The sequence below is a fragment of the Pseudomonas sp. SJZ077 genome, assembly GCF_007993905.1.
In the GTDB taxonomy this organism is placed as follows: Bacteria; Pseudomonadota; Gammaproteobacteria; order Pseudomonadales; family Pseudomonadaceae; genus Aquipseudomonas; species Aquipseudomonas mandelii.
The window spans coordinates 25,587-48,816 of the sequence record NZ_VIUJ01000017.1 but is presented as its reverse complement, the minus strand read 5'-3'; the positions used below and the strand labels follow the sequence as shown (position 1 = coordinate 48,816).

The window sequence follows — 23,230 nt, the reverse complement described above, 5'->3', positions numbered from 1 at the left end:
GCGCATAGGACCGCTCGACGAGTTGAATCGGTTGTGGCTATCTTTATATCGGCCGGGGTTCGACTTATATAAATACTGGCAATCGTGGTTCAGATTGCCATCATCTTCAGCGACGGACTATAACGTCTTGGTGGTTATCAGAATATAGTCGCCAAAGGTCAGCAGGCGCAAAAGCCGGAATCCCGGCTGAAAGCGGGGCGAAGTCATTGATTTAAATAAATTTATATCTGGGGGTTGACGACCCCTCAATCCATCCATAGAATGCGCGCCACTTACAGCGTAAAGCACACAGCGAAACGCGGTAGGGAGTGAATGTTGTACGTGTGTCCCCTTCGTCTAGTGGCCTAGGACACCGCCCTTTCACGGCGGTAACAGGGGTTCGAGTCCCCTAGGGGACGCCATATGCGGGAATAGCTCAGTTGGTAGAGCACGACCTTGCCAAGGTCGGGGTCGCGAGTTCGAGTCTCGTTTCCCGCTCCAATTTTAAGCAGCGTTGCTTTCGGGCAGGGCTGAGTGAAGCCAGAGCCGACATCTTCGGATGCGGATTTGGGCACTGAAATACACACCATGTGTTTCAGTTAGCGTGTCCCCTTCGTCTAGTGGCCTAGGACACCGCCCTTTCACGGCGGTAACAGGGGTTCGAGTCCCCTAGGGGACGCCATTTGCGGGAATAGCTCAGTTGGTAGAGCACGACCTTGCCAAGGTCGGGGTCGCGAGTTCGAGTCTCGTTTCCCGCTCCATATTCAACAAAAACGCCGCTCAGCAATGAGCGGCGTTTTTGTTTGTGTGTCATTTATAAAAAGGACCGACGGTCCTTTTTTGTCGGTGCCGGCATCAAGATGATCAACGCGTCGGACCCGCCACAACAGCGGGTCCGAAAAGGCGATCAGAGTTTCGGCAACTGCCCGATCCGCCCCATCATTTCCGTCACGATCTGCAGGTCCAGCAGGAACTGGTCGACCGTCTTGAACTCGTTGTCGGTGTGGCCGGTGTACTTGACCTCGGGCCTGGCCAGGCCGAATTGCACGCCATTGGGCAGTTCATGGACCGAAGTGGCGCCCGCAGAGGTGCCGTACTTGTGTTCCATGCCCAGGTTTTCGCTGGACACGGCGAGCAAGGCCTTGACCCATTCACCTTCAGGGTTGCGGTACATCGGCTCGGCGATCGAGTAGTCGAAGGCCACCGCGACGTGGGTTTTCTTGCTCCAGGCATCAAGCTTATCGGCGATTTCAGTCTTGAGCGTTTCCGGCGACTTGCCCTTCGGCACGCGCAGGTTGACCGCGAGCTTGAAGGCTTTATCGTCCATCCCGACATAGGTAAGGGATGCGGTCAGCGGTCCCATGAAAGCATCGGAAAAACCGACCCCCAATTTGCCTCCCAGGTAATCCAGCCCCCAGTTGTCGGCAGCGTAGCGGGCGGCGTCGGTGATGTGGTTGTGCTTGAGCGCAACCTTGCCGTCGAGGCTATTGATGAAGCCCAGCATTCTCGACACCGGGTTGATGCCGGATTCGGGTTCGGAGGAGTGGGCGGAAACGCCGGTGACCGTCAATTTGACATCCTTGCCATCAACTTTGGCAGTGACGTCGAAGTTGCCGCCATTGCTTTTGGCATATTCGGCGCCGGCCTTCTGCAGGCTGGCGGCCAACTCGACGGGCTTCTCACTCAAAAGGGTGACGACCGATGTCGACGGGATCTGGTTGGTGGCCATGCCACCGGTCATCGAGATGATCTCGGCGCCCTTGCCCTCAGCCTTGCGTTTGGCAAAGTTCGCCATCACGGTGCCGTAGCCTTTCTCCGCAATCACTACCGGGTAGCCGCCATCCAGCGCCAGGTTGTAGTTGGGTGTCGGGTTGTGTTCGAAGTAATAAGGGATGGCGTCGCCGGTGGTTTCTTCGGTGGTATCGACCAGCAGCTTGAAATTGCGCGCCAGCGGCAGCTTCTCTTCCTTGATGACCTTCATCGCATAAAGCGCTACCACGATACCGTTCTTGTCATCTTCGGTGCCCCGGCCATACATGCGGTCGCCGATCAGGGTGACCTTGAACGGATCAAGTTTGGTGCCGTCTTTCAGAACCCAGTTCTCCGGCGTTACGGGCACCACATCGGCATGCGCATGAATGCCCACGACTTCGTCGCCGCTGCCCTCAAGGGATATTTCATAGACGCGGTTGTCAATGTTGCGGAAGTTCAGGTTGAACGCCTGGGCGAGGCCCTTGATCTTGTCGGCGATCTTGATGAATTCGGGATTGTCGTGTTGATCAACGCCCTCGACGCGGAAGGTCGGGATAGCCACCAGCTCGCGCAGGGTTTCGGTGGCGGCAGCACCGTATTTCACCCGTGCGTAGAGACCAAGCAGGCGATGGATTTCGTTCTGCTGGTCTGGAGTGAGGGTCTTGTTGTCGAGGAAGGCGCTGATGGCGGAGCCGAGATTGTCGGTTTTGCCGAGGTCGTTCTTGGCCAGGCCTCCCAGGAATTGCCTGAAATCCGTTACGGAGGTGTCACTGAACGTCTTGAGGATCGCCGCACTCTGTTGCGGGGTGATGTTGGCCTGCGCTGTCAGGGTGAACGACGAAAGGCTGGCCAGTATCAGGGTTGACGCAGCCAGGTGCTTGAGTGAGAAATTCATTGCTGTTGGCATTCCTTTGCAGGCAGTGGAGTGAGAAGTTTCTGATCGATGAGACAGAAACGGTTCCAAGCTAACACTGTAACGGAGTGTTACGGGAGTCCCTGATGTGGGATCTGTCGCACAGAAATGCAAAAGCGGCGCAGAAACGAAAAAGGCCCGTCAGTCAGACTGAGCGGGCCTTTTGCGTTTGAGGCGCTCTTACATCGAGAGAATCAAACGCCCGGCGAACAGGATCAGAATCACCCCCATGGTGCGTTCGAACCAATGCCCCATGCGCATGAACAGCAATCGCACCCGGGCGCTGGAAAAGAACAGCGCGACGATCACGAACCACAGCGCGTTCACAAAACACATCCAGGCCCCATACAGCGCCTGGATCTTCAAGGGTGTCGTAGCGCTGATGAGCGTGGTGAAAATTGCCAGGAAAAACAGCGTTGCCTTGGGGTTGGTCGCGTTGGTCAAAAAGCCGGTGGTGAACGCCTTCACCAGTGTTTGTTCGACGACGGGCTCGTTGGCGACTTTGTCCCCCTCAAGCGCGGATTTGGGTTTACTGCGTAGCAGGCTGACACCGAGGTACAAAATGTAAACGCCGCCCACCACCTTGGCCACCGTCAGTAACCAGGGCGTCGTATGCATCAACGCGCCGACCCCGAGCAGGGTGTAGAGCACGTGCACGGAAATCCCCGCACCGATGCCCAGGGCCGTGCAGATCCCGACCAACCGGCCGAAACGCACACTTTGACGGATGGTGACAGCGAAGTCCGGTCCAGGTGCGACCACAGCCAGAAAGTGAATAGTCGCCAGCGCAAGGAACTCGCCCAGGTAATTCGAAAGCATTTCAACTCCAGAAAGTAAGGGGTGAAGCATTGCCGCGATAGCCGACAAAGAACGAAAGGCTCAATCGCGGATCCGCCACGCCGGGTGTTACCGAGTGCATGCAGCGCGAATTGAACATGATGAAATCACCCGGCTCAGGACGAATCTCCAGGGCCGGCGTGCCGAGCAAGGCCGGGTCGATGCCGTAGCTGTCGCCACGCATCTCGTCGAATTGATCCGGAGAAATATCGTGGTCCCACATCTGCAAGGCGCCACCCTCGGAGGGCATGTTCAGGTAGACGTTGCAGGCGAACTGCGCTTCCAGGCTTCTGGCCTGGTAACTGTCGGGGGCATCCTTGGCGAAAATGTCGTGATGGGCCAGGAAGCACACCCCTGGTTTCACCACGCGGGACAGCCCGACATACATCTTGCGGCCGTAGAGATTTTCCAGGTGCGCACCCGCCGGCCAGGACTCATCGAGCATGCAGCGCAAGGTGTCGACCGGGGACGAGTAGGGCGCGCAACGTTTGCGTAATTCCGCGATGTTGCGCGAGGCATGCTCGAAATAATCTTCGATCAGCAGCGGCTGGTTTTCCGCCTCATAAAACGCCATGCCGATGCGACCGATGCTCGGCGCATTGATATAGCCTTCGAAACCCGGGGCGAGGATCTTGTCGCCAATCTGAATCGCCAGCGGCTGGGGCAGCAGGCCTTTGACGCGGATGGCGAGGACTTCTTCATTGGCCAGTTTTTTTATGCACGTCTCATCGAGACGCTCGACGTCAAGCATCATGTCTTAGGTCCATCTATTAGATAGTCAACAGAACCCGCGAATGCGGGCTCCCCCGGGCGTCGGGCGATGCCGGGGACGACATCGCCGAAAGCTCAATCCACGCTGTAGTGGACTGACAGCATTCCCTTTTTCAGTGAAAGGGAAGCGATCGTGACCGTGCCCAAATCCTTCAGGCTACGTACATGGGTGCCGCCGCAGCCGTAGGCGGGCAGCTCACCGAAACCAATTTCCCGGGCGCCTTCGCGCATCGATGTCAGGCGCGGCAGGTCATGGGCGACCCATTGCTCGATGCCGTGCTGAATCATCTCGGCATCCACCTCTTTTGCCGACTCCAGCGGTTTGAATTGCACGCGTCCTTCGCCCGGCCAGTGATGAGCCTTGACCGGCATCCAGCCCAGTGCCTGGACAAAATGGCCGATCAGGTGGCCGGCCGAATGCATGCGCGAATTGAAGCGGCGGCGTTGCTCGTCAATCCTGATCTGGGTCATGCCGGGTTTTATTGGCCGGTCGACAAAATGAATGATTCGGTCCGGGTCCTGGACCACGCGCAGCACCTGGCTTTCGCCGATCCAGCCGGTATCGAAAGGCTGGCCGCCACCCTGGGGGTGAAACAACGTGGCGCGCAGCAGCACCGCAAACTCGTTTTCCTGGGGCGTGCAATCCAGGACTTCCACATTGGCCTTGAGGTCATCACTATGGAAAAAGAGGCGAAGCGTCATATTCCATGTCCTCATTAAAGTTTCTCTTTTTATTATATGAATCGTGGAATTGCGTGATAATCCGTTCAAACATCAAAGGACTGTTGCGCTGTGAGCATAAATCTTCCACTGCCGTTACTGGGTGAAATGGCGATTTTCGTCAAGGTTGTCGAGACCGGTAGCTTTTCCGAAGCGGCTCGTCAAATGGGTTCTTCACCCTCGGCGGTGAGTCGCAGTATTTCGCGTCTGGAAAAAGCGTTGGCCACGCGTCTGCTGCAGCGAACCACGCGCAAGCTGCGCTTGAGCGACGGTGGCGAAGAGGTGTTCAAGCGTTGCCAGGAAATGGTCAGTGCGGCCAAGTCCGTGATGGAAATCAGCGGGCAGTTCACCCATGAGGCGGAAGGGCTGGTTCGGGTCAGCGTGCCCAAGGCGGTCGGTCGATTTGTGATTCACCCGCATATGCCGGAATTTCTGCGCCGTTATCCCAAAGTGGATGTGGAGTTGTTGCTTGAGGATAGGCAGGTGGATCTGATCGACGACAACGTTGATCTGGCGATTCGGATTACCGATCGACCGCCCGCAGGGTTGGTCGGGCGGCAATTGCTCACCATCGACCATTTGCTCTGCGCCACACCGCAATACCTCGCCGAACATGGCACGCCGACGCACCCCCACGACTTGCTCAACCACAGCTGTATCTACCTGGGTGAAACCCCGAGCGATGCGCGCTGGAAATTCAAAAAAGGCAGCAAGGCTGTGACGGTCGGTGTGCGCGGTCGGTATGCGGCGAATCACACAGGCGTGCGGCTGGGGGCGGTGTTGCAGCACATCGGGATTGGCAGTCTGCCGTATTTCACGGCGCGTTATGCGCTGGAGCAAGGGTTGATTGTGCAGGTGCTGCCGGACTGGACCTTCCTCGCGTCCTACCATGGCGGCGCCTGGTTGCTGCATTCGCCGACGCGCTATTTGCCGCCGAAATTGCGGGTGCTTATTGATTATCTGGTGGAGTGTCTGGAGAAGGAGCCGACCCTGAGCAAGCCGGGGAGGGCTGGGAAGGTTGCGGCGGAGTATGAGTTGCCCGAGAGTGATGGACTGCTCTGACTGGCCCCTTCGCGAGCAGGCTTGCTCCCACTCTGGTGAGGTTGCAACCCTCTCGCCGCTGACGCGGCCGGGAGCAACTTCAGCGATTGGTTCGTTGGAAGGGTCAGCAAAACAAATGTGAGAACGAGCCTGCTCGCGAAGAGGGAGTCTCAGTCGACATCTATGTCGCCTGACACACCGCTTTCGCGAGCAAGTCGGATCGCCGCACCGCCGCTCCCACAGGTGGGAATGTGCAGGGCTTGAGGTTACTTGCAGACTTCGGCGATGGCCTCGGCCAGCAGATCAAGGCGGGTTGCATCGATCCCGGCCACGTTCGCACGGCCGGTGCCGACCATGTACACGCTGTGATGATCACGAAGCTGTTTCACTTGCTCCGGCGACAAGCCGGTGTAGGAAAACATCCCGCGTTGCACACCGATATGCGCAAAACGCTCACGCAAACCATGGGGTTCAAGCGCTTCCATCAGGCCGCTGCGCAATTGGGCGATGCGCAAACGCATGGCTTCCACTTCGTCGGCCCAGAGGCTTTTCAACTCGGGATCGCCAAGAATCGTCGCGACCACGGCAGCACCATGATCCGGCGGCGTCGACCACAGATTGCGGGCGATGTTTGCCAGTTGGCTGCGGATATCCACCAGCTTCTCAGCGGTTTTCGCACAGACAATCAGCGCACCCGTGCGATCGCGGTACAGCCCGAAGTTTTTCGAGCAGGAACTGGTGATCAGCACCTCCGGCAACTCGGCCGCGAACAGCCGGGTCGACCACGCATCCTGTTCCAGGCCATCGCCGAAGCCTTGGTAGGCGAAGTCAATCAACGGCAGCAGATCGCGGCTGCGCACCACGTCCAGCACGCGGCGCCAATCGTCATGGGACAGATCGAAACCGGTCGGGTTGTGGCAGCAGGCGTGCAGCAACACCACATCGCCCTTCGGCGCGTCTTTGAGCACTGCCAGCATGGCTTCAACGTCGAGGCGGTTGTCGCTGCCGACGTAGGGGTAATGACTGACCTTGACCCCGGCCGCCGCGAAGATGGTTTCGTGGATCGGCCAGGTCGGGTTGCTCAGCCACACGCCACGGCCCGGCAGGCACTGGGCGATGAAGTCGGCGCTCAGGCGCAGCGCGCCGGTGCCGCCCGGTGTCTGGGTGGCGCCGGCCCGTTGTTCGGCGATCAATGGGGAGTCGGCGCCAAGTACCAGCTCGCTGATCGCCTTGCCGAACGCCGGTTCGCCGTGACCACCGATGTAGGTTTTGGTGGTCTGGCGATCCACCAGGCGCTGCTCGGCAAGCTTCACGGACTGGGGAATCGGCGTCAGGCCCTGGGCATCTTTATAGACGCCCACGCCAAGGTCGAATTTGCGCGGGTTCGGGTCCTGCGCATAGGCTTCCATCAAGCCGAGAATCGGGTCGCCGGGTACTCGACCGATGGCGTCGAAATGCATTATTTGCGGCCCTCGGCGTTCTTGGCCACTTCGTCAGTGCGCGCGGCCATGATGAAGTCGTTGCGGTGCAGACCCTTGATGGAGTGGCTCCACCAGGTCACGGTGACTTTGCCCCACTCGGTGAGCAGGCCAGGGTGGTGGCCTTCGGCCTCGGAGATTTCACCGACTGCGTTGGTGAATGCAAGGGCGTGCTTGAAATTCTTGAACAGGAACACTTTTTCCAGTTGCATCACGCTGTCGCGCACTTCGATGTTCCAGTCCGGGATCTGCTTGATCAGGATCGGCAATTCTTCGTCGCTGACCTGAGGGGCATCGGCGCGGCAGGCTTCGCAATGGGCTTGATTCAATGTGGACATGATGGGTTCCTGAAATCGAATGATTGGAAATCGGCCGTCAGTTTCACCACGCTATAGCAAAGCGTCGTGTCCTGACAGGCTCACTTGATTCTAAAAGCTGCGGATCACGCGGCTTTTTTGGGTGGAAATTTAGGCGCGTGCAAACCGAGCTGCATGCCTTGCTTGACCATGGCCATGATGTCTTCATGAGCCACATCAAACAGACGCTTGAGGTTCGGCAGGACAAAGTACAGCGGCTGCAGGATGTCGATGCGGTAAGGCGTGCGCATGCATTCCAGCGGATCGAAGGCCTGATGCTCAGGTTCGTCCGACAGGCAGTAAACGGTTTCTTTCGGCGAGGAGAGAATGCCTCCGCCGTAAATGCGCAGGCCTTCTGGTGTATCGACCAGGCCGAACTCGATGGTCATCCAGTAGAGACGCGCGAGGTACACGCGTTCTTCCTTGGTGGCCTGTAGGCCAAGCTTGCCGTAGGTGTGGGTGAATTCCGCGAACCAAGGGTTGGTCAGCAGCGGACAGTGGCCGAAGATCTCGTGGAAAATATCCGGCTCTTGCAGGTAATCCAGCTCTTCGCGGGTCCGAATAAAGGTCGCCACCGGAAACTGCTTGTTGGCCAGCAATTCGAAAAAGGTCTGGAAGGGGATCAGCGCCGGCACTCGGGCTACTTGCCAACCGGTGGTTTCACCGAGGACTTTGTTGATTTCACCGAGTTGCGGAATGCGGTCGTGGGGCAGACCGAGTTTTTCGATACCGTCCAGGTATTCCTGGCACGCACGCCCCTCGATCACTTTCAGTTGGCGAGTAATCAGCGTGTTCCACACCGCATGTTCTTCAGCGGGGTAGTCGATAAAACCTTGCGCATCGGGCTCGCGAGCCACGTACTGCGTCTGCTTCATGCTGCTCTCCTGCTAGGGGATTTCATTCTTGTTATGTGCTGCTATGGACTTAGAAATACTCCAAGGCGTGCCGCGTTGCAGTAGGTGAATCGTGCCCTGCGTAGGAAATCTCTTCAGTTTTCGTAAAGATTTCGTTACGAATGGATCGCAGTGGCGCAGGTATTGAGTTTTTCGGGTTTGAAAAGCGTTGCGCCTGTCACATAATCTTGACGGCTATCTGAGCGTGCCAGCAAAAAAATACCCTGTGGGAGAGAGCCTGCTCGCGAAAGCGTTCTGCCTGACACATCAATGCCGAATGCACCGATGCATTCGCGAGCAGGCTCGCTGCCACAGGGTTGTACCTCAGGCATCCAACCTATTGACCGTTTTTCTTGGGCCTTTATATGCGTATCAAAGTCCACTGCCAGAACCGCATCGGCATCCTGCGCGACATTCTCAACTTGTTGGTCGAGTACGGAATCAACGTCGCTCGCGGCGAGGTCGGCGGTGAGCATGGCAATGCGATCTACCTGCACTGCCCGAACCTGATCAATATTCAGTTCCAGGCGTTGCGTCCGAAATTCGAGTCGATTGCCGGGGTATTTGGCGTCAAGCGTGTAGGGCTGATGCCCAGCGAGCGTCGGCACATGGAGCTCAATGCCTTGCTCGGCGCCCTGGAGTTTCCGGTGTTGTCGATCGACATGGGCGGCTCCATCGTGGCGGCTAACCGGGCGGCGGCGCAGTTGCTCGGGGTGCGGGTGGATGAGGTGCCGGGGATTCCGCTGTCGCGTTACGCCGAGGATTTTGATTTGCCGGAACTGGTGCGTGCCAACAAGTCGCGGATCAACGGGCTGCGGGTCAAGGTCAAGGGCGATGTGTTCCTCGCCGACATCGCGCCGCTGCAATCCGAGCATGACGACAGCGAAGCCATGGCCGGTGCAGTCCTGACGCTGCACCGCGCTGATCGGGTGGGGGAGCGCATCTACAACGTGCGCAAGCAGGAACTGCGCGGGTTCGACAGCATCTTCCAAAGCTCGAAAGTCATGGCCGCGGTGGTCCGCGAAGCGCGGCGCATGGCGCCACTGGATGCACCGCTATTGATAGAAGGCGAAACCGGCACGGGTAAAGAATTGCTGGCCCGCGCCTGCCACCTCGCCAGCCCACGCGGCCAGTCACCCTTGATGGCACTCAACTGCGCCGGCCTGCCGGAATCGATGGCGGAGACCGAGCTGTTCGGTTACGGCCCCGGCGCCTTCGAAGGCGCGCGTGCCGAAGGCAAGCTTGGGCTGCTGGAGCTGACGGCGGGCGGTACGTTGTTTCTCGATGGCGTCGGGGAAATGAGCCCACGCTTGCAGGTGAAATTGCTGCGCTTCTTGCAGGACGGTTGCTTCCGTCGTGTGGGCAGTGATGAAGAGGTCTATCTGGATGTGCGGGTGATCTGCGCGACGCAGGTGGACTTGTCCGAGTTATGCGCGCGGGGCGAGTTTCGCCAGGATTTGTATCACCGCTTGAACGTGCTCTCACTGCACATTCCGCCGCTGCGTGAATGCCTCGATGGTTTGACGCCGTTGGTGGAGCACTTCCTCGACCAGGCCAGTCGTCAGATCGGTTGCCCGCTGCCGAAGCTGGCGCCAGCGGCGATGGAGCGGCTCAGTCATTACCATTGGCCGGGCAATGTCCGGCAATTGGAAAACGTGTTGTTCCAGGCGGTTTCGTTGTGCGAAGGCGGGACCGTGAAGGCCGAGCACATTCGCTTGCCGGATTACGGCGTGCGTCAGCCGCTTGGCGATTTCTCCCTCGAAGGCGGGCTGGATGCGATCGTCGGGCGCTTTGAGAAAGCGGTGCTGGAGCGGTTGTATTCCGAGCATCCGAGCAGTCGGCAGTTGGGCAAGCGGTTGGGGGTTTCGCATACAACCATTGCCAACAAGTTGCGTGAGTATGAAGTCGGCAAAGACCCCGACGCTTAAGCTGAAGCAATGACAACTTTGTGGCGAGGGAGCTTGCTCCCGCTGGAGCGCGAAGCGGCCGTAAGACCATCCGGCATGATCTGACTGTCACGCTCGGCCAATCTTTTTGGGGCTGCTTCGCAGCCCAGCGGGAGCAAGCTCCCTCGCCGCAGGGGATCCTGTTGGCTGCAAAGGCCAGCACTTGCCACCAACCGGCATAACACCGCCGGTTTTTCGTCTCCGATACATTTCCCCAATCCCCGCAAAACCCCTCAAGTCCTTTGTTTGCCGGGCCTCGCACCGCCAGAAAAAAGTTGGTCTGTAAATTGCTTATCGCTCAACAGTACAGCGGTGGGCGGCAAACGTCCGGCATGCAGAGGAAAGAGTGTGGACAAGTACCTTTATGTGGCAATGACCGGCGCCAGCCAGAATGCACTGGCGCAGAAGGCTCATGCCAACAACCTGGCAAACATCTCTACCAACGGTTTTCAGAAGGACCTGGAACAGGCCCGTTCGATGCCGGTGTTTGGTGACAGCTTTCCGGCGCGTGCGTTTGCCATGACCGAGCGTCCGGCCACCGACTTCTCACCAGGTTCGCTGGTTGAAACCGGTCGCGACCTCGACGTTGCGGTGCAAGGCAACGGCTGGATCGCCGTGCAGACCCCCGATGGCGCTGAAAGCTACGTGCGCACCGGCAGCCTGAACGTGGACGCCCTGGGCGTGCTGCGTGCCGGCAACGGTATGCCGGTGATGGGCAATGGCGGACCGATCGCCGTGCCGCCCGAGCAGCAGATCGAAGTGGGCGAAGACGGCACCATCAGCATCCGTGCGATGGGCGAAGGCCCGCGTGTGATGGCTGAAGTCGACCGTATCAAGCTGGTCAACCCTGACCTGAAGAACATGACCAAAGGCCTGGATGGTTCGATCCACACCAAGGACGGCAAGCCGGCGCAAGCCGATGCAGGCGTCAAACTGGTGTCCGGGTTCCTTGAGTCGAGCAACGTCAACGCCGTGGAAGAAATGACCTCGGTACTGGCTTTGTCGAAGCAGTTCGAGCTGCACATCAAGATGATGAACACCGCCAAAGACGATGACCAGGCCATGGCTCGGGTCTTGCAGATCAGCTAATTATCAGAACGTCGCGCCGTAAAACAGGCGCACGAGGAGAATCGAATGCTTCCGGCTCTATGGGTTGCCAAAACAGGTCTGTCCGCCCAGGACACCAACCTGACGACCATTTCCAACAACCTGGCCAACGTGTCGACCACGGGTTTCAAACGTGACCGTGCCGAGTTCCAGGACTTGCTCTATCAGATCAAGCGCCAGCCAGGCGCCCAGTCGACCCAGGACAGCGAACTGCCGTCGGGTCTGCAAGTGGGTACCGGTGTGCGCATCGTCGGCACCCAGAAAAACTTCACCGCCGGCAGCCTGCAAACCACTGAGCAGCCGCTGGACCTGGCCGTCGATGGTCGCGGTTTCTTCCAGATTCTGCAGCCGGACGGCACCACGTCCTACACCCGTGACGGCACGTTCCACCTCGATTCCAACGGCCAGATCGTCAATGCCAGCGGCTTCGCCCTGGAACCGGCCATCGTCATTCCAAACGACGCGCAGACCTTCACGGTCGGTCGCGACGGCACCGTGTCGGTCACCGTTCCGGGTAACCCGGCCAGCCAGGTGATCGGCAACCTGCAAACCGCCGATTTCATCAACCCGGCCGGCCTGCAAGCCGTGGGTAACAACCTGTTCCTGGAAACCGCTGCCAGCGGCGCGCCGCAAGTCGGCACCCCGGGCCTGAACGGTTTCGGTACCACGCTGCAGAACACCCTGGAAACGTCCAACGTCAGCACCGTTGAAGAGATGGTCAACATGATCACCACTCAGCGCGCTTACGAGATGAACTCCAAGGTGATCTCCACCGCCGACCAGATGCTCTCGTTCGTAACGCAGAATCTGTAATCAGTCTATGAGGCGGCCATGAGGTCGTCTGCAACACCGTGAGGTAGGGTCATGAATCGCTTTGTATCTGTTCTGGCACTGAGTGGGGTCGTCGTGCTCGCGGGCTGCGTCGCTCCGCCACCCAAGCCCAATGACCCTTACTACGCCCCGGTGTTGCCGCGCACGCCGTTGCCGGCTGCCGCCAATAACGGCTCGATCTATCAGGCCGGCTTTGAACAGAACCTGTACAGCGACCGCAAGGCGTTCCGGGTCGGTGACATCATCACCATCACCCTGAACGAACGGACCCAGGCCAGCAAGAACGCCAACTCGCAAATCGGCAAGAACAGCAAGACCGGGATCGGTCTGAGCTCGTTCTTTGGCGGTGGCCTGAGCACCAGCGACCCTGTGGGCAGCGGTAGCCTGAGCCTGGACGTTGGCTACGAAGGTGATCGCGCGACCAAGGGCGACAGCAAATCCGGGCAGAGCAACAGCCTGACCGGCTCGATCACCGTGACCGTCGCCGACGTGCTGCCCAACGGCATCATCGCCGTGCGCGGCGAGAAATGGCTGACGCTCAATACCGGCGATGAGCTGGTGCGGATTGCCGGCATGGTGCGCGCCGATGACATCGCCACCGACAACACCGTGTCGTCGACCCGCGTCGCCGATGCACGCATCACCTACTCGGGCACCGGTGCGTTTGCCGATGCGAGTCAGCCAGGCTGGTTCGACCGTTTCTTCCTCAGCCCGCTGTTCCCTTTCTAGGTGGCCACGTTGAATCTTAAACACCTGATGGTGGCTGCCCTGATGCTCTCGGCTGCGTTCAACGCGCAAGCCGAGCGGCTGAAGGATATCGCCAGTATTTCCGGCGTTCGTTCCAACCAATTGATCGGCTACGGCCTGGTGGTCGGGCTTAACGGCACCGGCGACCAGACGACGCAAACCCCGTTCACTCTGCAGACCTTCAACAACATGCTCTCGCAGTTCGGCATCAAGGTGCCGCCGGGTTCGGGCAACGTGCAGTTGAAGAACGTCGCCGCCGTGTCGATCAGTGCTGATTTGCCGGCGTTCGCCAAGCCGGGTCAGCAGGTCGATATCACCGTTTCGTCCATCGGTAACTCCAAGAGCCTGCGCGGCGGCACCTTGCTGCTGACACCCCTCAAAGGTATCGATGGCAACGTCTACGCAATCGCCCAAGGCAACCTGGTGGTCGGCGGTTTTGATGCCGAAGGCCGCGACGGTTCGAAGATCACCGTCAACGTTCCGTCGGCCGGTCGTATCCCGGGCGGTGCATCGGTGGAGCGTTCGGTGCCGAGCGGTTTCAACCAGGGCAACAGCCTGACCCTGAACCTCAACCGTTCGGACTTCACCACCGCCAAGCGCATCGTCGACAAGATCAACGACATGCTCGGCCCTGGCGTTGCCCAGGCCATCGACGGCGGTTCGATTCGGGTCAGCGCGCCGCTCGATCCAAGTCAACGCGTCGACTATCTGTCGATCATCGAAAACCTTGAAGTCGATCCGGGTCAGGCGGTGGCGAAAGTCATCATCAACTCGCGCACCGGCACCATCGTGATCGGCCAGAACGTCAAGGTTTCACCGGCCGCCGTGACTCACGGCAGCCTGACAGTGACCATCACCGAAGACCCGATTGTCAGCCAGCCCGGCCCTCTGTCCAATGGCCAGACCGCCGTCGTGCCGCGCTCGCGGGTCAACGCTCAGCAAGAAGCCAAGCCAATGTTCAAGTTCGGCCCGGGCACCACCCTCGACGAAATTGTGCGTGCGGTGAACCAGGTCGGCGCGGCACCGGGTGACTTGATGGCGATCCTCGAAGCATTGAAACAGGCTGGCGCGTTGCAAGCCGACCTGATTGTGATCTGAGGACAGCGACCATGGATATGCGCAAGGGCGGCCTGGGTGTCAGCAGCAACGATTCGGGCTCCTATTCGGACTTGAATCGTTTGAACCAGCTCAAGGTCGGCGACAAGGACAGTGATGCGAACATGCGCAAAGTGGCGCAGGAATTCGAGTCGCTGTTCCTCGGTGAAATGCTCAAGTCGATGCGCTCGGCCACCGATGCGCTGGGCAAGGACAATCCGCTCAACACGCCAGCGGCCAAGCAATACCAGGAAATGTACGACCAGCAGTTGGCCGTTTCCATGTCCCGCGAGGGCGGCGGTATCGGTCTGGCGGACGTGCTGATGCGCCAGATGTCGAAGAACAAACCGCTGGCGCCGGGCGAGGCTGCAGCCGCGTCCGCCGCCAAGCAGGAAGCGGCGAAAGCGGCCGTGCCGACACCGGTTGCCGCAGGCACCGCGGCCACCGACGGTCCGCTGTCGCGGCTCAATGGTCAGCGTCCGTTGTGGGCCTCGCGTTCGGTGAAAGCGCCAACAGGCGAGGGCACGCATCACAATGACATGGCGCTGATCAATCAGCGCCGTCTGGCCTTGCCGCCGAAACTGGCCGATCGCTTGCTCGCCGGCCTGGTGCCTTCGGCAACGACTGCCGCTACAACCCCGAACAAAGCCTTGCTGCCTGAGCGCGCCGCGACTCCGGTCGTGACCGGTGCCGGCCCGCTGTTCAATGGCGACTGGCTGCCCTCGCCAACCGATAACAAGTCGAGCGGACGTCTGCAGGTTTACGGCCGTGCGATGGCGCAGATTCCGCTGGCGCCACCGAAGAAAGCCTTCAGTTCCGCCGACGAATTCGTCAACACCATGCTGCCGATGGCCAAGGAAGCCGCCGACCGTATCGGCGTCGATCCGCGTTACCTGGTGGCCCAGGCGGCCCTGGAAACCGGTTGGGGTAAATCGGTCATGCGTGCCCAGGATGGCAGCAGCAGTCACAACCTGTTTGGCATCAAGGCCAGCAGCAGTTGGAAGGGGGAATCGGCGCGAGCGATCACCAGCGAATTCAGGAATGGCGAGATGGTCAAGGAGACGGCAGAGTTCCGCTCCTACGATTCGTACAAAGACAGCTTCCATGACCTGGTGACTTTGCTGCAAACCAATAATCGCTATCAAGATGTTCTGAAGTCTGCCGATAACCCAGAACAGTTTGTACGCGAGCTGCAGAAAGCCGGGTATGCGACAGACCCGGCCTACGCAAGCAAGATTTCGCAGATAGCCAAGCAGATGACGAGTTACCAAAACTACGCTGCGGCGGGCGCTTCTACTACGCCTCTATAGGCACAAGGCATAAGGTCTGAACCATGAGTTTGCTCAATATCGGGATGTCGGGTCTGGCCGCTGGCCAATCCTCGTTGATGACTACCGGCAATAACATTGCCAACGCCGACACCGCCGGTTATTCACGCCAGCAAACCGTGCAGGGCACCAAAGCCTCGAATCAGTTCGGCAATGTCTACATCGGCACCGGTACTACCCTGGCCGATGTGCGTCGCGTCTACAACAGCTACCTCGATGCGCAACTGCAGACCACCACCTCGCTCAACAGCGATGCGGCTGCGTATGCCGGGCAGATCAGCCCGCTCGACGCCTTGCTCTCGGACAGCGGCACCGGCCTCAACGGCGCCCTGACCAAGTTCTTCGCCTCGGTGCAGAACGTCAACGCCAAGCCGGGTGATGACGCGTCGCGCCAGCTGCTGCTCAGCGATGCCCAGGCCTTGAGCAATCGTTTCAACTCAGTATCCAGCCAGTTGGCCGCGCAGAACGCGAGCATCAACGGCAACCTGTCGAACATGGCCGACCAGGTCAACAAACTGGCCGCCACCGTGGCTCAGTTGAACCAGAAGATTTCCGAGATATCCAACGCCGGCGGCATGCCCAACGAGCTGCTCGATGCGCGTAACGAAACCGTGCGTCAGCTCTCCACCTTCACCGGTGCGCAGGTCATCGAGCGCGACGGTAACCTCGACGTTTATCTGGGCAGCGGCCAGCCGCTGGTCATTGGCGGCACCGCCAGCACCCTGTCCGTGGCGTCAAGCCTGAACGACCCTTCGCGCATGGGCATTCAGCTCAATCGCGCCGGCAGCACCGTTGACATCACGTCGGTGATGACCGGTGGTGAAATGGGTGGTTTGCTGCGCTATCGCAGCACCGTACTGGACCCGGCGATGAACGAACTGGGGCGCGTGGCCCTGGTCGTTGCCGATCAGATGAACACGATCCAGGCCCAGGGCATCGACAAGAACGGTGAGTTCGGCTCGAACCTGTTCAACAGCATCAACAGTGCCGCGCAGATGGCCCAGCGCAGCGTTGCCACGGTCGGCAACAGTGCCGGCTCGGGTAACTTTGATGTGAGTATCGAAGACAGCGGCAAGCTGACCATCAACGATTACAAGGTCACCTTCACCAGCGGCACCAACTACACCGTGTCGCGTCTGCCAGATGGCACGTCCATGGGCGCTTTCAGCACCCTGACCACGCCGCCGCCGGTAATCGACGGTTTCTCGCTGAAGCTTTCCGGCGGCACCGCCGCGGCGGGCGACACCTTCAAGATCACGCCGACCCGCAACGCGGCGGCGAACATCAAGACCGAGATGACCGACAGCAAGCGTCTGGCCATCGCGGCACCGTTGAGCGCGTCCATCGCACCGGGCGGTAGCGGCACCTTGACGATCCCGGCCAGTGGTCAACCGACCCTGACCACGCAGTTTGATATTTATGACTCGGCGACCACTCTGGCCATTCAGAACGGGCTGCAGAATTCGACTCCGGTCAAAGTGGTTTTCGGTGCCGGCGGTGGCACCACCCAGACTTACCAATTGCTCGATGCCAAAGGCAATGCACTCAGCAGCGGCACCATTGTGCCGGGCCAGAACAATACGCTCAGCCTGAGCATTCCACTGGTCGACGCCAGCGGCGCCGCGATCATGGATCCGGGGCCACCCGCCGTGCAGCGTACGGCGACCTTTGATATGACCGTGGCCGGTTCGCCAGGTCAAGGCAGTGCAATTAACGTCACGCTCAGTCAACCGGGTACGCTGGACAACCGTAACGGTACCGCACTGGCCGGCTTGCAGACCAAGCAGACCGTGGATACCGGTTCGGCCAGTAAAGGCATTTCCCTGACCGACGCCTACGGCAAACTGGTCGAAGGCGTCGGCGCCAAGGCCGCGCAAGGCAAGCTCGACAGTGCCGCGACCACCGCTATCCTGGCCAACGCCAAGGGCGCTCGCGATTCGCTGTCGGGTGTCGACCTCGATGAGGAAACCGGCAACCTGGTCAAATATCAGCAGTACTACACCGCGTCTTCGCAGATCATCAAGGCTGCGCAGGAAATCTTCAGCACACTGATCAACAGTCTTTAAGGAGTCGTAGCCCATGCGCATTTCTACCGCCCAGTTTTACGAGTCCTCTGCCGCGAACTACCAGAAAAATTTCGCCAACGTAGTCAAAAGCAGCGAAGAGGCCAGCAGCCTGGTTCGCGTCAACACCGCCGCCGATGATCCGGTTGGCGCCTCGCGTCTGCTGCAGTTGGGTCAACAGGCGTCGATGCTTGATCAGTACAAGGCCAATACCACGACCATCAAGGCGACCCTGGGCACGACCGAAGCGGTGATGACCAGCATCAATAGCGTGCTGCAGCGCGCCAAGGAATTGGCTGTGGGCGCCGGCAACGCCGGTTACACCGATGCCGATCGCCAGGCCAACGCATCGGAGTTGGGGCAGATCGAAGAGCAGTTGCTGAGCCTGATGAATAGCAAGGACGAGAACGGCAAATACATCTTCGCCGGTTCCAAGGGCGATACAATTCCGTTCACGCGTAACAACGATGGCACCTACAGCTACAACGGCGACCAGGTGACGCTTGACCTGGCGATCGGCGACACCATGTCGATGGCCACCAACAGCACCGGTTGGGAAGCGTTCCAGCAGGCGATCAACACCAGCCGTAGCGAGGTCACCCGGACCGCGCCGGTCGTGGATGACGGCCGCGTGACCCTGTCCAACGGCCAGGTGTCGTCGAACGTCACCTACAACGCCAAATTCCGCAGCGGCGAGCCGTATACCGTGGACTTCGTCAGCGGCACCCAGCTGAAAATCACCGACTCGGGCGGTAATGACGTGACTGCCGAAGCCAGTCAGGGCGGTGCGTTCGACCCTGCCAGCAAGAACGGCCAGGCCGTCACTTTCCGTGGCGTCGAGCTGACCCTGAACATCAACCTGAGTGCCGGCGATACGGCGGCGACCGTGCTGCCTGGCCACACGTTTACCCTGGCGGCCAAGCCGGACACCTTCAGTGCAACCGGCAGCCCGGGCAACGCTTCGGCGGCGCAGGTCACCACCAGCAGCATCACCAACCCGGTGGATTACCACGCCAGTTTCCCTACCGGTTCGGCGATCCTCAAGTTCACCAGCGCCACCGCCTTCGACCTGTATGCGGCGCCTTTGACGGCCAGCAGTAAGCCTGTGTCTAGCGGAACCATGGCCGGCAGCGTCGCCACTGCATCGGGTGTGAGTTTCACGTTGAGCGGTGCGCCGGCTGCCAACGATCAGTTCAGCATCGCGGTCAACACTCACGAAACCCAGAACATCCTGGACACCGTGAGCCAACTGAAAACCGCTCTGAATACACCAACCAATGGTGACCCGATCGCTACTCAAAAGCTGCAAGCGTCACTGGCTTCCGGTATTGCCAACCTGGCCAGCGGCACCGATCAGCTGTCCAGCGCCTTGAGTTCGGTGGGTGGTCGCGGTGCTGCTCTGGAGACCCAGAACGATACCAACCAGAGCCTGACGCTGGCCAATGCCCAGACCCAATCGTCAATCCGCGATTCCGATCCGGCTGAAGTGATGACCCGTCTGACCTTGCAACAAACCATGTTGCAGGCCTCGCAACTGGCCTTCAGCAAGATCGCTCAGTTGGGCCTGTTCAACAAGGTCTGAGCCAGCGCCTGCCGAGCTGCCAACCGTCTTTTTGTAAGCGGTTCCGGGGCCTCTGCCTGAAAGGGTAGAGGCCCGCCGCTCGAGAGTTTCCTGCCGTGAATCAACGCCCCCTCGTCAGTATCGTCATCCCAGCCTTCAACCCGCGCTTCTTCAGTCAGGCATTGGAAAGTGCGCTCGCCCAGACCTACGAGCACATCGAGATCGTCATTTGTGACGATTCGTCCGGCGACGATATCCGCGACATTGTTGAGGCCTTCATCGAGCCGGCTCACCCGGTTCGCTACTTGCGTAATCCGCAACGTCTGGGCTTGCAGAAGAACGTATTGCGTTGCGTCGAAGAAGCCCGTGGCGAATTCATCAAAGTGCTGTGCGATGACGACCGTCTGTTTTCACCCAGCGTAGCCTTGCAGGCGCAGGTGTTGATCGACCACGCGGACGTGAATGTGGTCTTTGCCCTGCGGATGCTCAGCGACGCCGGCAATTTCATCCTGCCGCCACGGGTCGACAATTGCCGGTTCTCACCGAACGACGCCTTGCTCAAGGGCGATGACATGCTGGCGATCTTCGAAGGTACGCCGAAGAATTTCCTCGGCAACTTCAGTTCGACCCTGATGCGTCGCGTCGATGTACTGGAGCTGTTGCCGGCGCTGATTCAGGAAGGCGCCGGTTTCGTCGCCATGCTCGATTTCGCCTTGTTCGTGTGCTTGATGCGTCGCGGCAATCTGGTGTCGCTGAGCACTGTGCTGAGTACCGAACGTTTGTACCCGGAACGTCTGAGCAAAACCCCGGAAATGGTCAAGGCCGCAGCGGTGGAGTGGAGCTGGCTTTCGCAGATGCTCGCGGCACGCAGCGGTGAATCGGCACCGGCATCGGGTTGGGTGCGCTATATCGAGCTGACTAAAATCACCGACCAGCCCCACGCCTGGGAAGAATTGTGCGTGGTGCGCATTTTGGGCAACCGCAACACAGTGGTGAATGGTCGGGTGGGCGGGGAGAGCGAAAGCTACGCCGATTTCTATCGCGAATGGCTGGCGATCCGCAGGTTCTCCGATGTCGAGCAGCAGCTCATGCCGCAACGCCTCGACAGCTGGGCGTTCCGTCCGCAGATCGTGCCGATTGTGATCGACAGCGGCGCTGACAGTGCAGCGTTGAACACTACGTTGCAAAGCATCAGCCGACAGCTTTACACGCCGCAGGCGGTGGTGGTGCTTTCTGATGCCTTGTGTGCGACCGACGATCGTGTGGTGCAGTTGCCGTTCCAGGCGGATTGGGCGCAACAACTCAATGCGGTGGTGCCGCAGCTGGAAGGCGCTCACTGGTTTTATCTGCTGCATGCTGGCGACACTTTGCGCGAGTCGGCCCTGCTGATCCTGGCTGAACGCATTGCGGGTTCGGCGGGCATTCTCTGTGCCTACAGCGATGAGGGCGCGCTGGTCGATGGCGAGTCGATCGACCCGGTGTTCAAACCCGATTTCAATCTCGATCTGATGCGTGCTTATCCCTACGTCGGCCGAACCCTGGCCTTCGAGCGGCAGCGCTTCATGACCCTGGGCGGCTTCGATTCGGCTCACGGTGAGCTGGCACCGCACGATTTGTTATGGCGTCTGGTGGAAGAGGCCGGGCCGCAAACCATTGAGCACATCGCCGAAATCCAGATTGAGTCGAGTCAGTCTTTCGCCGCCTGGCTGTCGTTGCCGGAGGTGATCGAGAACAATGCCGGGATGGTCAGCGCACACCTGGATCGTATTGGTGTGGCGCACTCGATCCGGCAGGAAGAGTTGCCGTTGATCAACCGCATCGACTACCTCCATGGGGCGCGCCCTTTGGTGTCGATCATCATCCAGGCCGGCGATTCGCTGTACGCGTTGCAGCGGTGCATCGAAGGCCTGATCGAGCGCACGGCTTACGGCCAATACGAAATCCTGATCGTCGACAGCGGCACGGACGACCCGGCGATGCTCGACTGGCTGGAGGCGATGGCGCAGCTGGGCGCCGCAATGCTGCGAGTATTGCGTTACGCCGGTGATGCCAACGACGCGGCGATCCGTAACTTTGCCGCGAGCCTGGCGCATGGCGAATATTTGCTGCTGCTCAGCGCGCAGACAGTGATCTGCGACAGCGACTGGCTGGATGAAATGCTCAATCACGCCCAGCGCCCCGAAGTGGGTGTGGTCGGTGCTCGTATCCTCAGCCCCGAGGGTTCGATCGTCAGTGCCGGGTTGATTCTTGGCCTGGCCGGGCCGGTCGGTTCGCCATTTTATGGCGAAGCGGCCGGTTCTCGTGGCTACATGCAGCGATTACACGTAACCCAGAATTGGAGTGCGGTGAGCAATCTCTGCCTGATGGTGCGCAAGCAAGTGTTTGATGAACTCGAGCAGTTCGATGAGGTGACCTTCACCCAGGGCCTCAGCGACGTCGACTTGTGTTTGCGGGCAGGCAACGATGGTTATCTGGTGGTCTGGACGCCTTACGCCAGCGTGGTGTGGGTGCAGCAAGATGTGTCGCCGGCAGGGCTTTCGACACTGGCACTGCGCGAGCGTGAACAGGAGGATTTCTATCGCAAATGGCTGCCGAAGATCGCCAAGGATCCGGCCTACAGCCCGGCGCTGAGCCTTGGGATTTCCAGCTTCAGTCTGGAGCCGTCACTGCGCAATAACTGGAACCCGTTCTGCACCCGTGCCTTGCCGTTGATTCTCGGTCTGCCGGTTAACAGCACCGCCGTTGGCCATTACCGGGTAACCGCGCCACTGGCTGAGCTCGAAGCAGCCGGTCGGGTGATCGCGCGGGTGGCCTATGAGTCGCCGTCGACCGTGGAGATCGAGCGTCTGTCACCAGACACGATCATTCTGCAAGGGCGTTACAGCGAAGGCGCTGCGGGTGACATTCTGCGGATGAAAAAGTACTCCAGTGCGCTACGAATTTTCGAACTCGACGACTACATCGTCAGTGCGCCGAAGAAAAACACCCACGCCCGCAACAAACCGGTCAATACCGAGCAGCTGTTGCGCGAAGGCATTGGCCTGTGCGATCGCGTAGTGGTCACCACTCAGCCGCTGGCCGATGCCTTGTCGAGCATGCACAGCGAAATCCGCGTAGTGCCGAATATGCTATCGCCGGCACCATGGGCGACGCTGACCAGCCATCGGCGCACCTCCAGCAAGCCGCGAGTCGGTTGGGGCGGCGGCACCAGCCACACCGGTGACCTGGAGATCATTGCCGAGGTTGTGCGCGAACTGGCGGACCAAGTCGAGTGGGTGTTCTTCGGCATGTGCCCTGATGCCTTGCGTCCGTATGTCCACGAGTTTCACTCCACCATCGGCTTGCAGAGCTACCCGTTCAAACTGGCCAGCCTGAACCTCGACCTGGCGCTGGCACCGCTGGAATTCCATATCTTCAACGACTGCAAAAGCAACCTGCGCTTGCTGGAGTACGGCGCCTGTGGATACCCGGTGATCTGCACCGACACCGAGGCCTATCGCGGCCATCTGCCGTGTACCAGGGTCTATAGCAACAGCACGGACGAATGGCTGCAGGCGATCCGCATGCACCTGGCCGACCCGGACGCCAGCTACCGTATGGGCGATGAATTGCGTGAAGCGGTTCACCGCGATTTCATGCTGCGGGGCGACAACCTCAATCACTGGTTGTGGGGTTGGTTGCCTGACTGATTCCGTGATTACCCTCTAAACGATCAAAAGATCGCAGCCTTGGGCCGCTACAGGGATGTATTGACACCTGTAGCGGCCCAAGGCTGCGATTTTTTTTGTCCTGCGCAATTGGCTCACTTCCTG

General features: G+C 59.6%; 17 protein-coding genes and 4 tRNA genes. 14 read left to right on the top strand and 7 right to left on the bottom strand.

Annotated features, from left to right (window positions below; genetic code table 11):
- Positions 1–325: 325 nt before the first annotated feature.
- From FBY01_RS23025 to FBY01_RS23010, 4 genes are all read left to right on the top strand, one after another.
- Positions 326–401: transfer RNA gene (locus tag FBY01_RS23025), tRNA-Glu, on the top strand.
- A gap of 3 nt (positions 402–404) precedes the next feature.
- Positions 405–480, top strand: a tRNA-Gly gene (locus FBY01_RS23020).
- A gap of 105 nt (positions 481–585) precedes the next feature.
- Positions 586–661, top strand: a tRNA-Glu gene (locus FBY01_RS23015).
- 3 nt (positions 662–664) lie between these two features.
- Positions 665–740: transfer RNA gene (locus FBY01_RS23010), tRNA-Gly, on the top strand.
- 146 nt (positions 741–886) lie between these two features.
- On the opposite strand, the gene FBY01_RS23005 is transcribed toward FBY01_RS23010, so the two are convergent.
- The 4 genes from FBY01_RS23005 to FBY01_RS22990 form a co-directional block, all read right to left on the bottom strand.
- Entirely contained in the window at positions 887–2,626 is a 1,740-nt protein-coding gene (locus FBY01_RS23005; protein WP_145309677.1) for a dipeptidase, read from the bottom strand.
- Positions 2,627–2,824: 198 nt separating this feature from the next.
- Entirely contained in the window at positions 2,825–3,463 is a 639-nt protein-coding gene (locus FBY01_RS23000) for a LysE family translocator (RefSeq protein WP_145309675.1), read from the bottom strand.
- 1 nt (position 3,464) lies between these two features.
- A complete protein-coding gene (locus FBY01_RS22995) occupies positions 3,465–4,235 on the bottom strand; it encodes a 2OG-Fe(II) oxygenase (protein ID WP_010457032.1) in 771 nt (256 codons plus the stop codon).
- Between the two features lie 92 nt (positions 4,236–4,327).
- The gene (locus tag FBY01_RS22990; RefSeq protein ID WP_145309673.1) at positions 4,328–4,954 is read right to left on the bottom strand and encodes an alanyl-tRNA editing protein; all 627 of its coding nucleotides are present in this window, start codon (positions 4,952–4,954) and stop codon (positions 4,328–4,330) included.
- Between the two features lie 90 nt (positions 4,955–5,044).
- Here FBY01_RS22990 and FBY01_RS22985 point away from each other — a divergent pair, with 90 nt between their 5' ends.
- Positions 5,045–6,034, top strand: coding sequence for a LysR family transcriptional regulator (locus FBY01_RS22985; protein WP_010457027.1), 990 nt, complete (start codon positions 5,045–5,047; stop codon positions 6,032–6,034).
- A 245-nt stretch (positions 6,035–6,279) separates the two neighbouring features.
- On the opposite strand, the gene FBY01_RS22975 is transcribed toward FBY01_RS22985, so the two are convergent.
- The 3 genes from FBY01_RS22975 to phhA form a co-directional block, all read right to left on the bottom strand.
- Positions 6,280–7,473, bottom strand: coding sequence for an amino acid aminotransferase (locus tag FBY01_RS22975; protein ID WP_010457025.1), 1,194 nt, complete (start codon positions 7,471–7,473; stop codon positions 6,280–6,282).
- The gene (locus tag FBY01_RS22970; protein WP_010457024.1) at positions 7,473–7,829 is read right to left on the bottom strand and encodes a 4a-hydroxytetrahydrobiopterin dehydratase; all 357 of its coding nucleotides are present in this window, start codon (positions 7,827–7,829) and stop codon (positions 7,473–7,475) included. The genes FBY01_RS22975 and FBY01_RS22970 overlap by 1 nt, the downstream gene beginning before the upstream one ends.
- Positions 7,830–7,933: 104 nt before the next feature.
- On the bottom strand, positions 7,934–8,722 hold the full coding sequence (gene phhA, locus FBY01_RS22965; RefSeq protein WP_010457022.1) for a phenylalanine 4-monooxygenase: 789 nt from the start codon (positions 8,720–8,722) through the stop codon (positions 7,934–7,936).
- A gap of 383 nt (positions 8,723–9,105) precedes the next feature.
- Between phhA and FBY01_RS22960 the strand changes: the two genes are divergently transcribed.
- From FBY01_RS22960 to FBY01_RS22915, 9 genes are all read left to right on the top strand, one after another.
- Positions 9,106–10,668 (top strand): sigma-54-dependent phenylalanine hydroxylase transcriptional regulator PhhR, encoded by a 1,563-nt coding sequence (locus FBY01_RS22960; protein ID WP_010457020.1) that lies wholly within the window; start codon positions 9,106–9,108, stop codon positions 10,666–10,668.
- 366 nt (positions 10,669–11,034) lie between these two features.
- Positions 11,035–11,775, top strand: a complete 741-nt coding sequence (locus FBY01_RS22950; RefSeq protein ID WP_010457018.1) for a flagellar basal body rod protein FlgF — start codon at positions 11,035–11,037, stop codon at positions 11,773–11,775.
- Between the two features lie 45 nt (positions 11,776–11,820).
- Positions 11,821–12,606 carry a flagellar basal-body rod protein FlgG gene (flgG, locus tag FBY01_RS22945; protein ID WP_010457017.1) on the top strand — a complete coding sequence of 262 codons (786 nt, stop codon included), beginning with the start codon at positions 11,821–11,823 and terminating at the stop codon, positions 12,604–12,606.
- A 51-nt stretch (positions 12,607–12,657) separates the two neighbouring features.
- Positions 12,658–13,353 (top strand): flagellar basal body L-ring protein FlgH, encoded by a 696-nt coding sequence (flgH, locus tag FBY01_RS22940; RefSeq protein WP_145309669.1) that lies wholly within the window; start codon positions 12,658–12,660, stop codon positions 13,351–13,353.
- 27 nt (positions 13,354–13,380) lie between these two features.
- The gene (locus tag FBY01_RS22935; protein ID WP_010457013.1) at positions 13,381–14,469 is read left to right on the top strand and encodes a flagellar basal body P-ring protein FlgI; all 1,089 of its coding nucleotides are present in this window, start codon (positions 13,381–13,383) and stop codon (positions 14,467–14,469) included.
- A gap of 11 nt (positions 14,470–14,480) precedes the next feature.
- A complete protein-coding gene (gene flgJ, locus FBY01_RS22930; protein ID WP_077748611.1) occupies positions 14,481–15,776 on the top strand; it encodes a flagellar assembly peptidoglycan hydrolase FlgJ in 1,296 nt (431 codons plus the stop codon).
- A 23-nt stretch (positions 15,777–15,799) separates the two neighbouring features.
- The gene (gene flgK, locus FBY01_RS22925; RefSeq protein ID WP_145309667.1) at positions 15,800–17,860 is read left to right on the top strand and encodes a flagellar hook-associated protein FlgK; all 2,061 of its coding nucleotides are present in this window, start codon (positions 15,800–15,802) and stop codon (positions 17,858–17,860) included.
- 13 nt (positions 17,861–17,873) lie between these two features.
- A complete protein-coding gene (locus FBY01_RS22920; RefSeq protein ID WP_010457009.1) occupies positions 17,874–19,439 on the top strand; it encodes a flagellar hook-associated protein 3 in 1,566 nt (521 codons plus the stop codon).
- A 95-nt stretch (positions 19,440–19,534) separates the two neighbouring features.
- Complete coding sequence (locus FBY01_RS22915; RefSeq protein ID WP_145309665.1) at positions 19,535–23,107, top strand: glycosyltransferase; 3,573 nt, start codon at positions 19,535–19,537, stop codon at positions 23,105–23,107.
- Positions 23,108–23,230 lie beyond the last annotated feature (123 nt).

Bases quoted from the DNA above. Each gene is read 5' to 3' on its own strand.
- FBY01_RS23005 (WP_145309677.1), bottom strand. From the start codon at position 2,626: ATGAATTTCTCACTCAAGCACCTGGCTGCGTCAACCCTGATACTGGCC.
- FBY01_RS23000 (WP_145309675.1), bottom strand. From the start codon at position 3,463: ATGCTTTCGAATTACCTGGGCGAGTTCCTTGCGCTGGCGACTATTCAC.
- FBY01_RS22995 (WP_010457032.1), bottom strand. From the start codon at position 4,235: ATGATGCTTGACGTCGAGCGTCTCGATGAGACGTGCATAAAAAAACTG.
- FBY01_RS22990 (WP_145309673.1), bottom strand. From the start codon at position 4,954: ATGACGCTTCGCCTCTTTTTCCATAGTGATGACCTCAAGGCCAATGTG.
- FBY01_RS22975 (WP_010457025.1), bottom strand. From the start codon at position 7,473: ATGCATTTCGACGCCATCGGTCGAGTACCCGGCGACCCGATTCTCGGC.
- FBY01_RS22970 (WP_010457024.1), bottom strand. From the start codon at position 7,829: ATGTCCACATTGAATCAAGCCCATTGCGAAGCCTGCCGCGCCGATGCC.
- phhA (WP_010457022.1), bottom strand. From the start codon at position 8,722: ATGAAGCAGACGCAGTACGTGGCTCGCGAGCCCGATGCGCAAGGTTTT.
- FBY01_RS22960 (WP_010457020.1), top strand. From the start codon at position 9,106: ATGCGTATCAAAGTCCACTGCCAGAACCGCATCGGCATCCTGCGCGAC.
- flgG (WP_010457017.1), top strand. From the start codon at position 11,821: ATGCTTCCGGCTCTATGGGTTGCCAAAACAGGTCTGTCCGCCCAGGAC.
- flgH (WP_145309669.1), top strand. From the start codon at position 12,658: ATGAATCGCTTTGTATCTGTTCTGGCACTGAGTGGGGTCGTCGTGCTC.
- FBY01_RS22935 (WP_010457013.1), top strand. From the start codon at position 13,381: ATGGTGGCTGCCCTGATGCTCTCGGCTGCGTTCAACGCGCAAGCCGAG.
- flgJ (WP_077748611.1), top strand. From the start codon at position 14,481: ATGGATATGCGCAAGGGCGGCCTGGGTGTCAGCAGCAACGATTCGGGC.
- flgK (WP_145309667.1), top strand. From the start codon at position 15,800: ATGAGTTTGCTCAATATCGGGATGTCGGGTCTGGCCGCTGGCCAATCC.
- FBY01_RS22920 (WP_010457009.1), top strand. From the start codon at position 17,874: ATGCGCATTTCTACCGCCCAGTTTTACGAGTCCTCTGCCGCGAACTAC.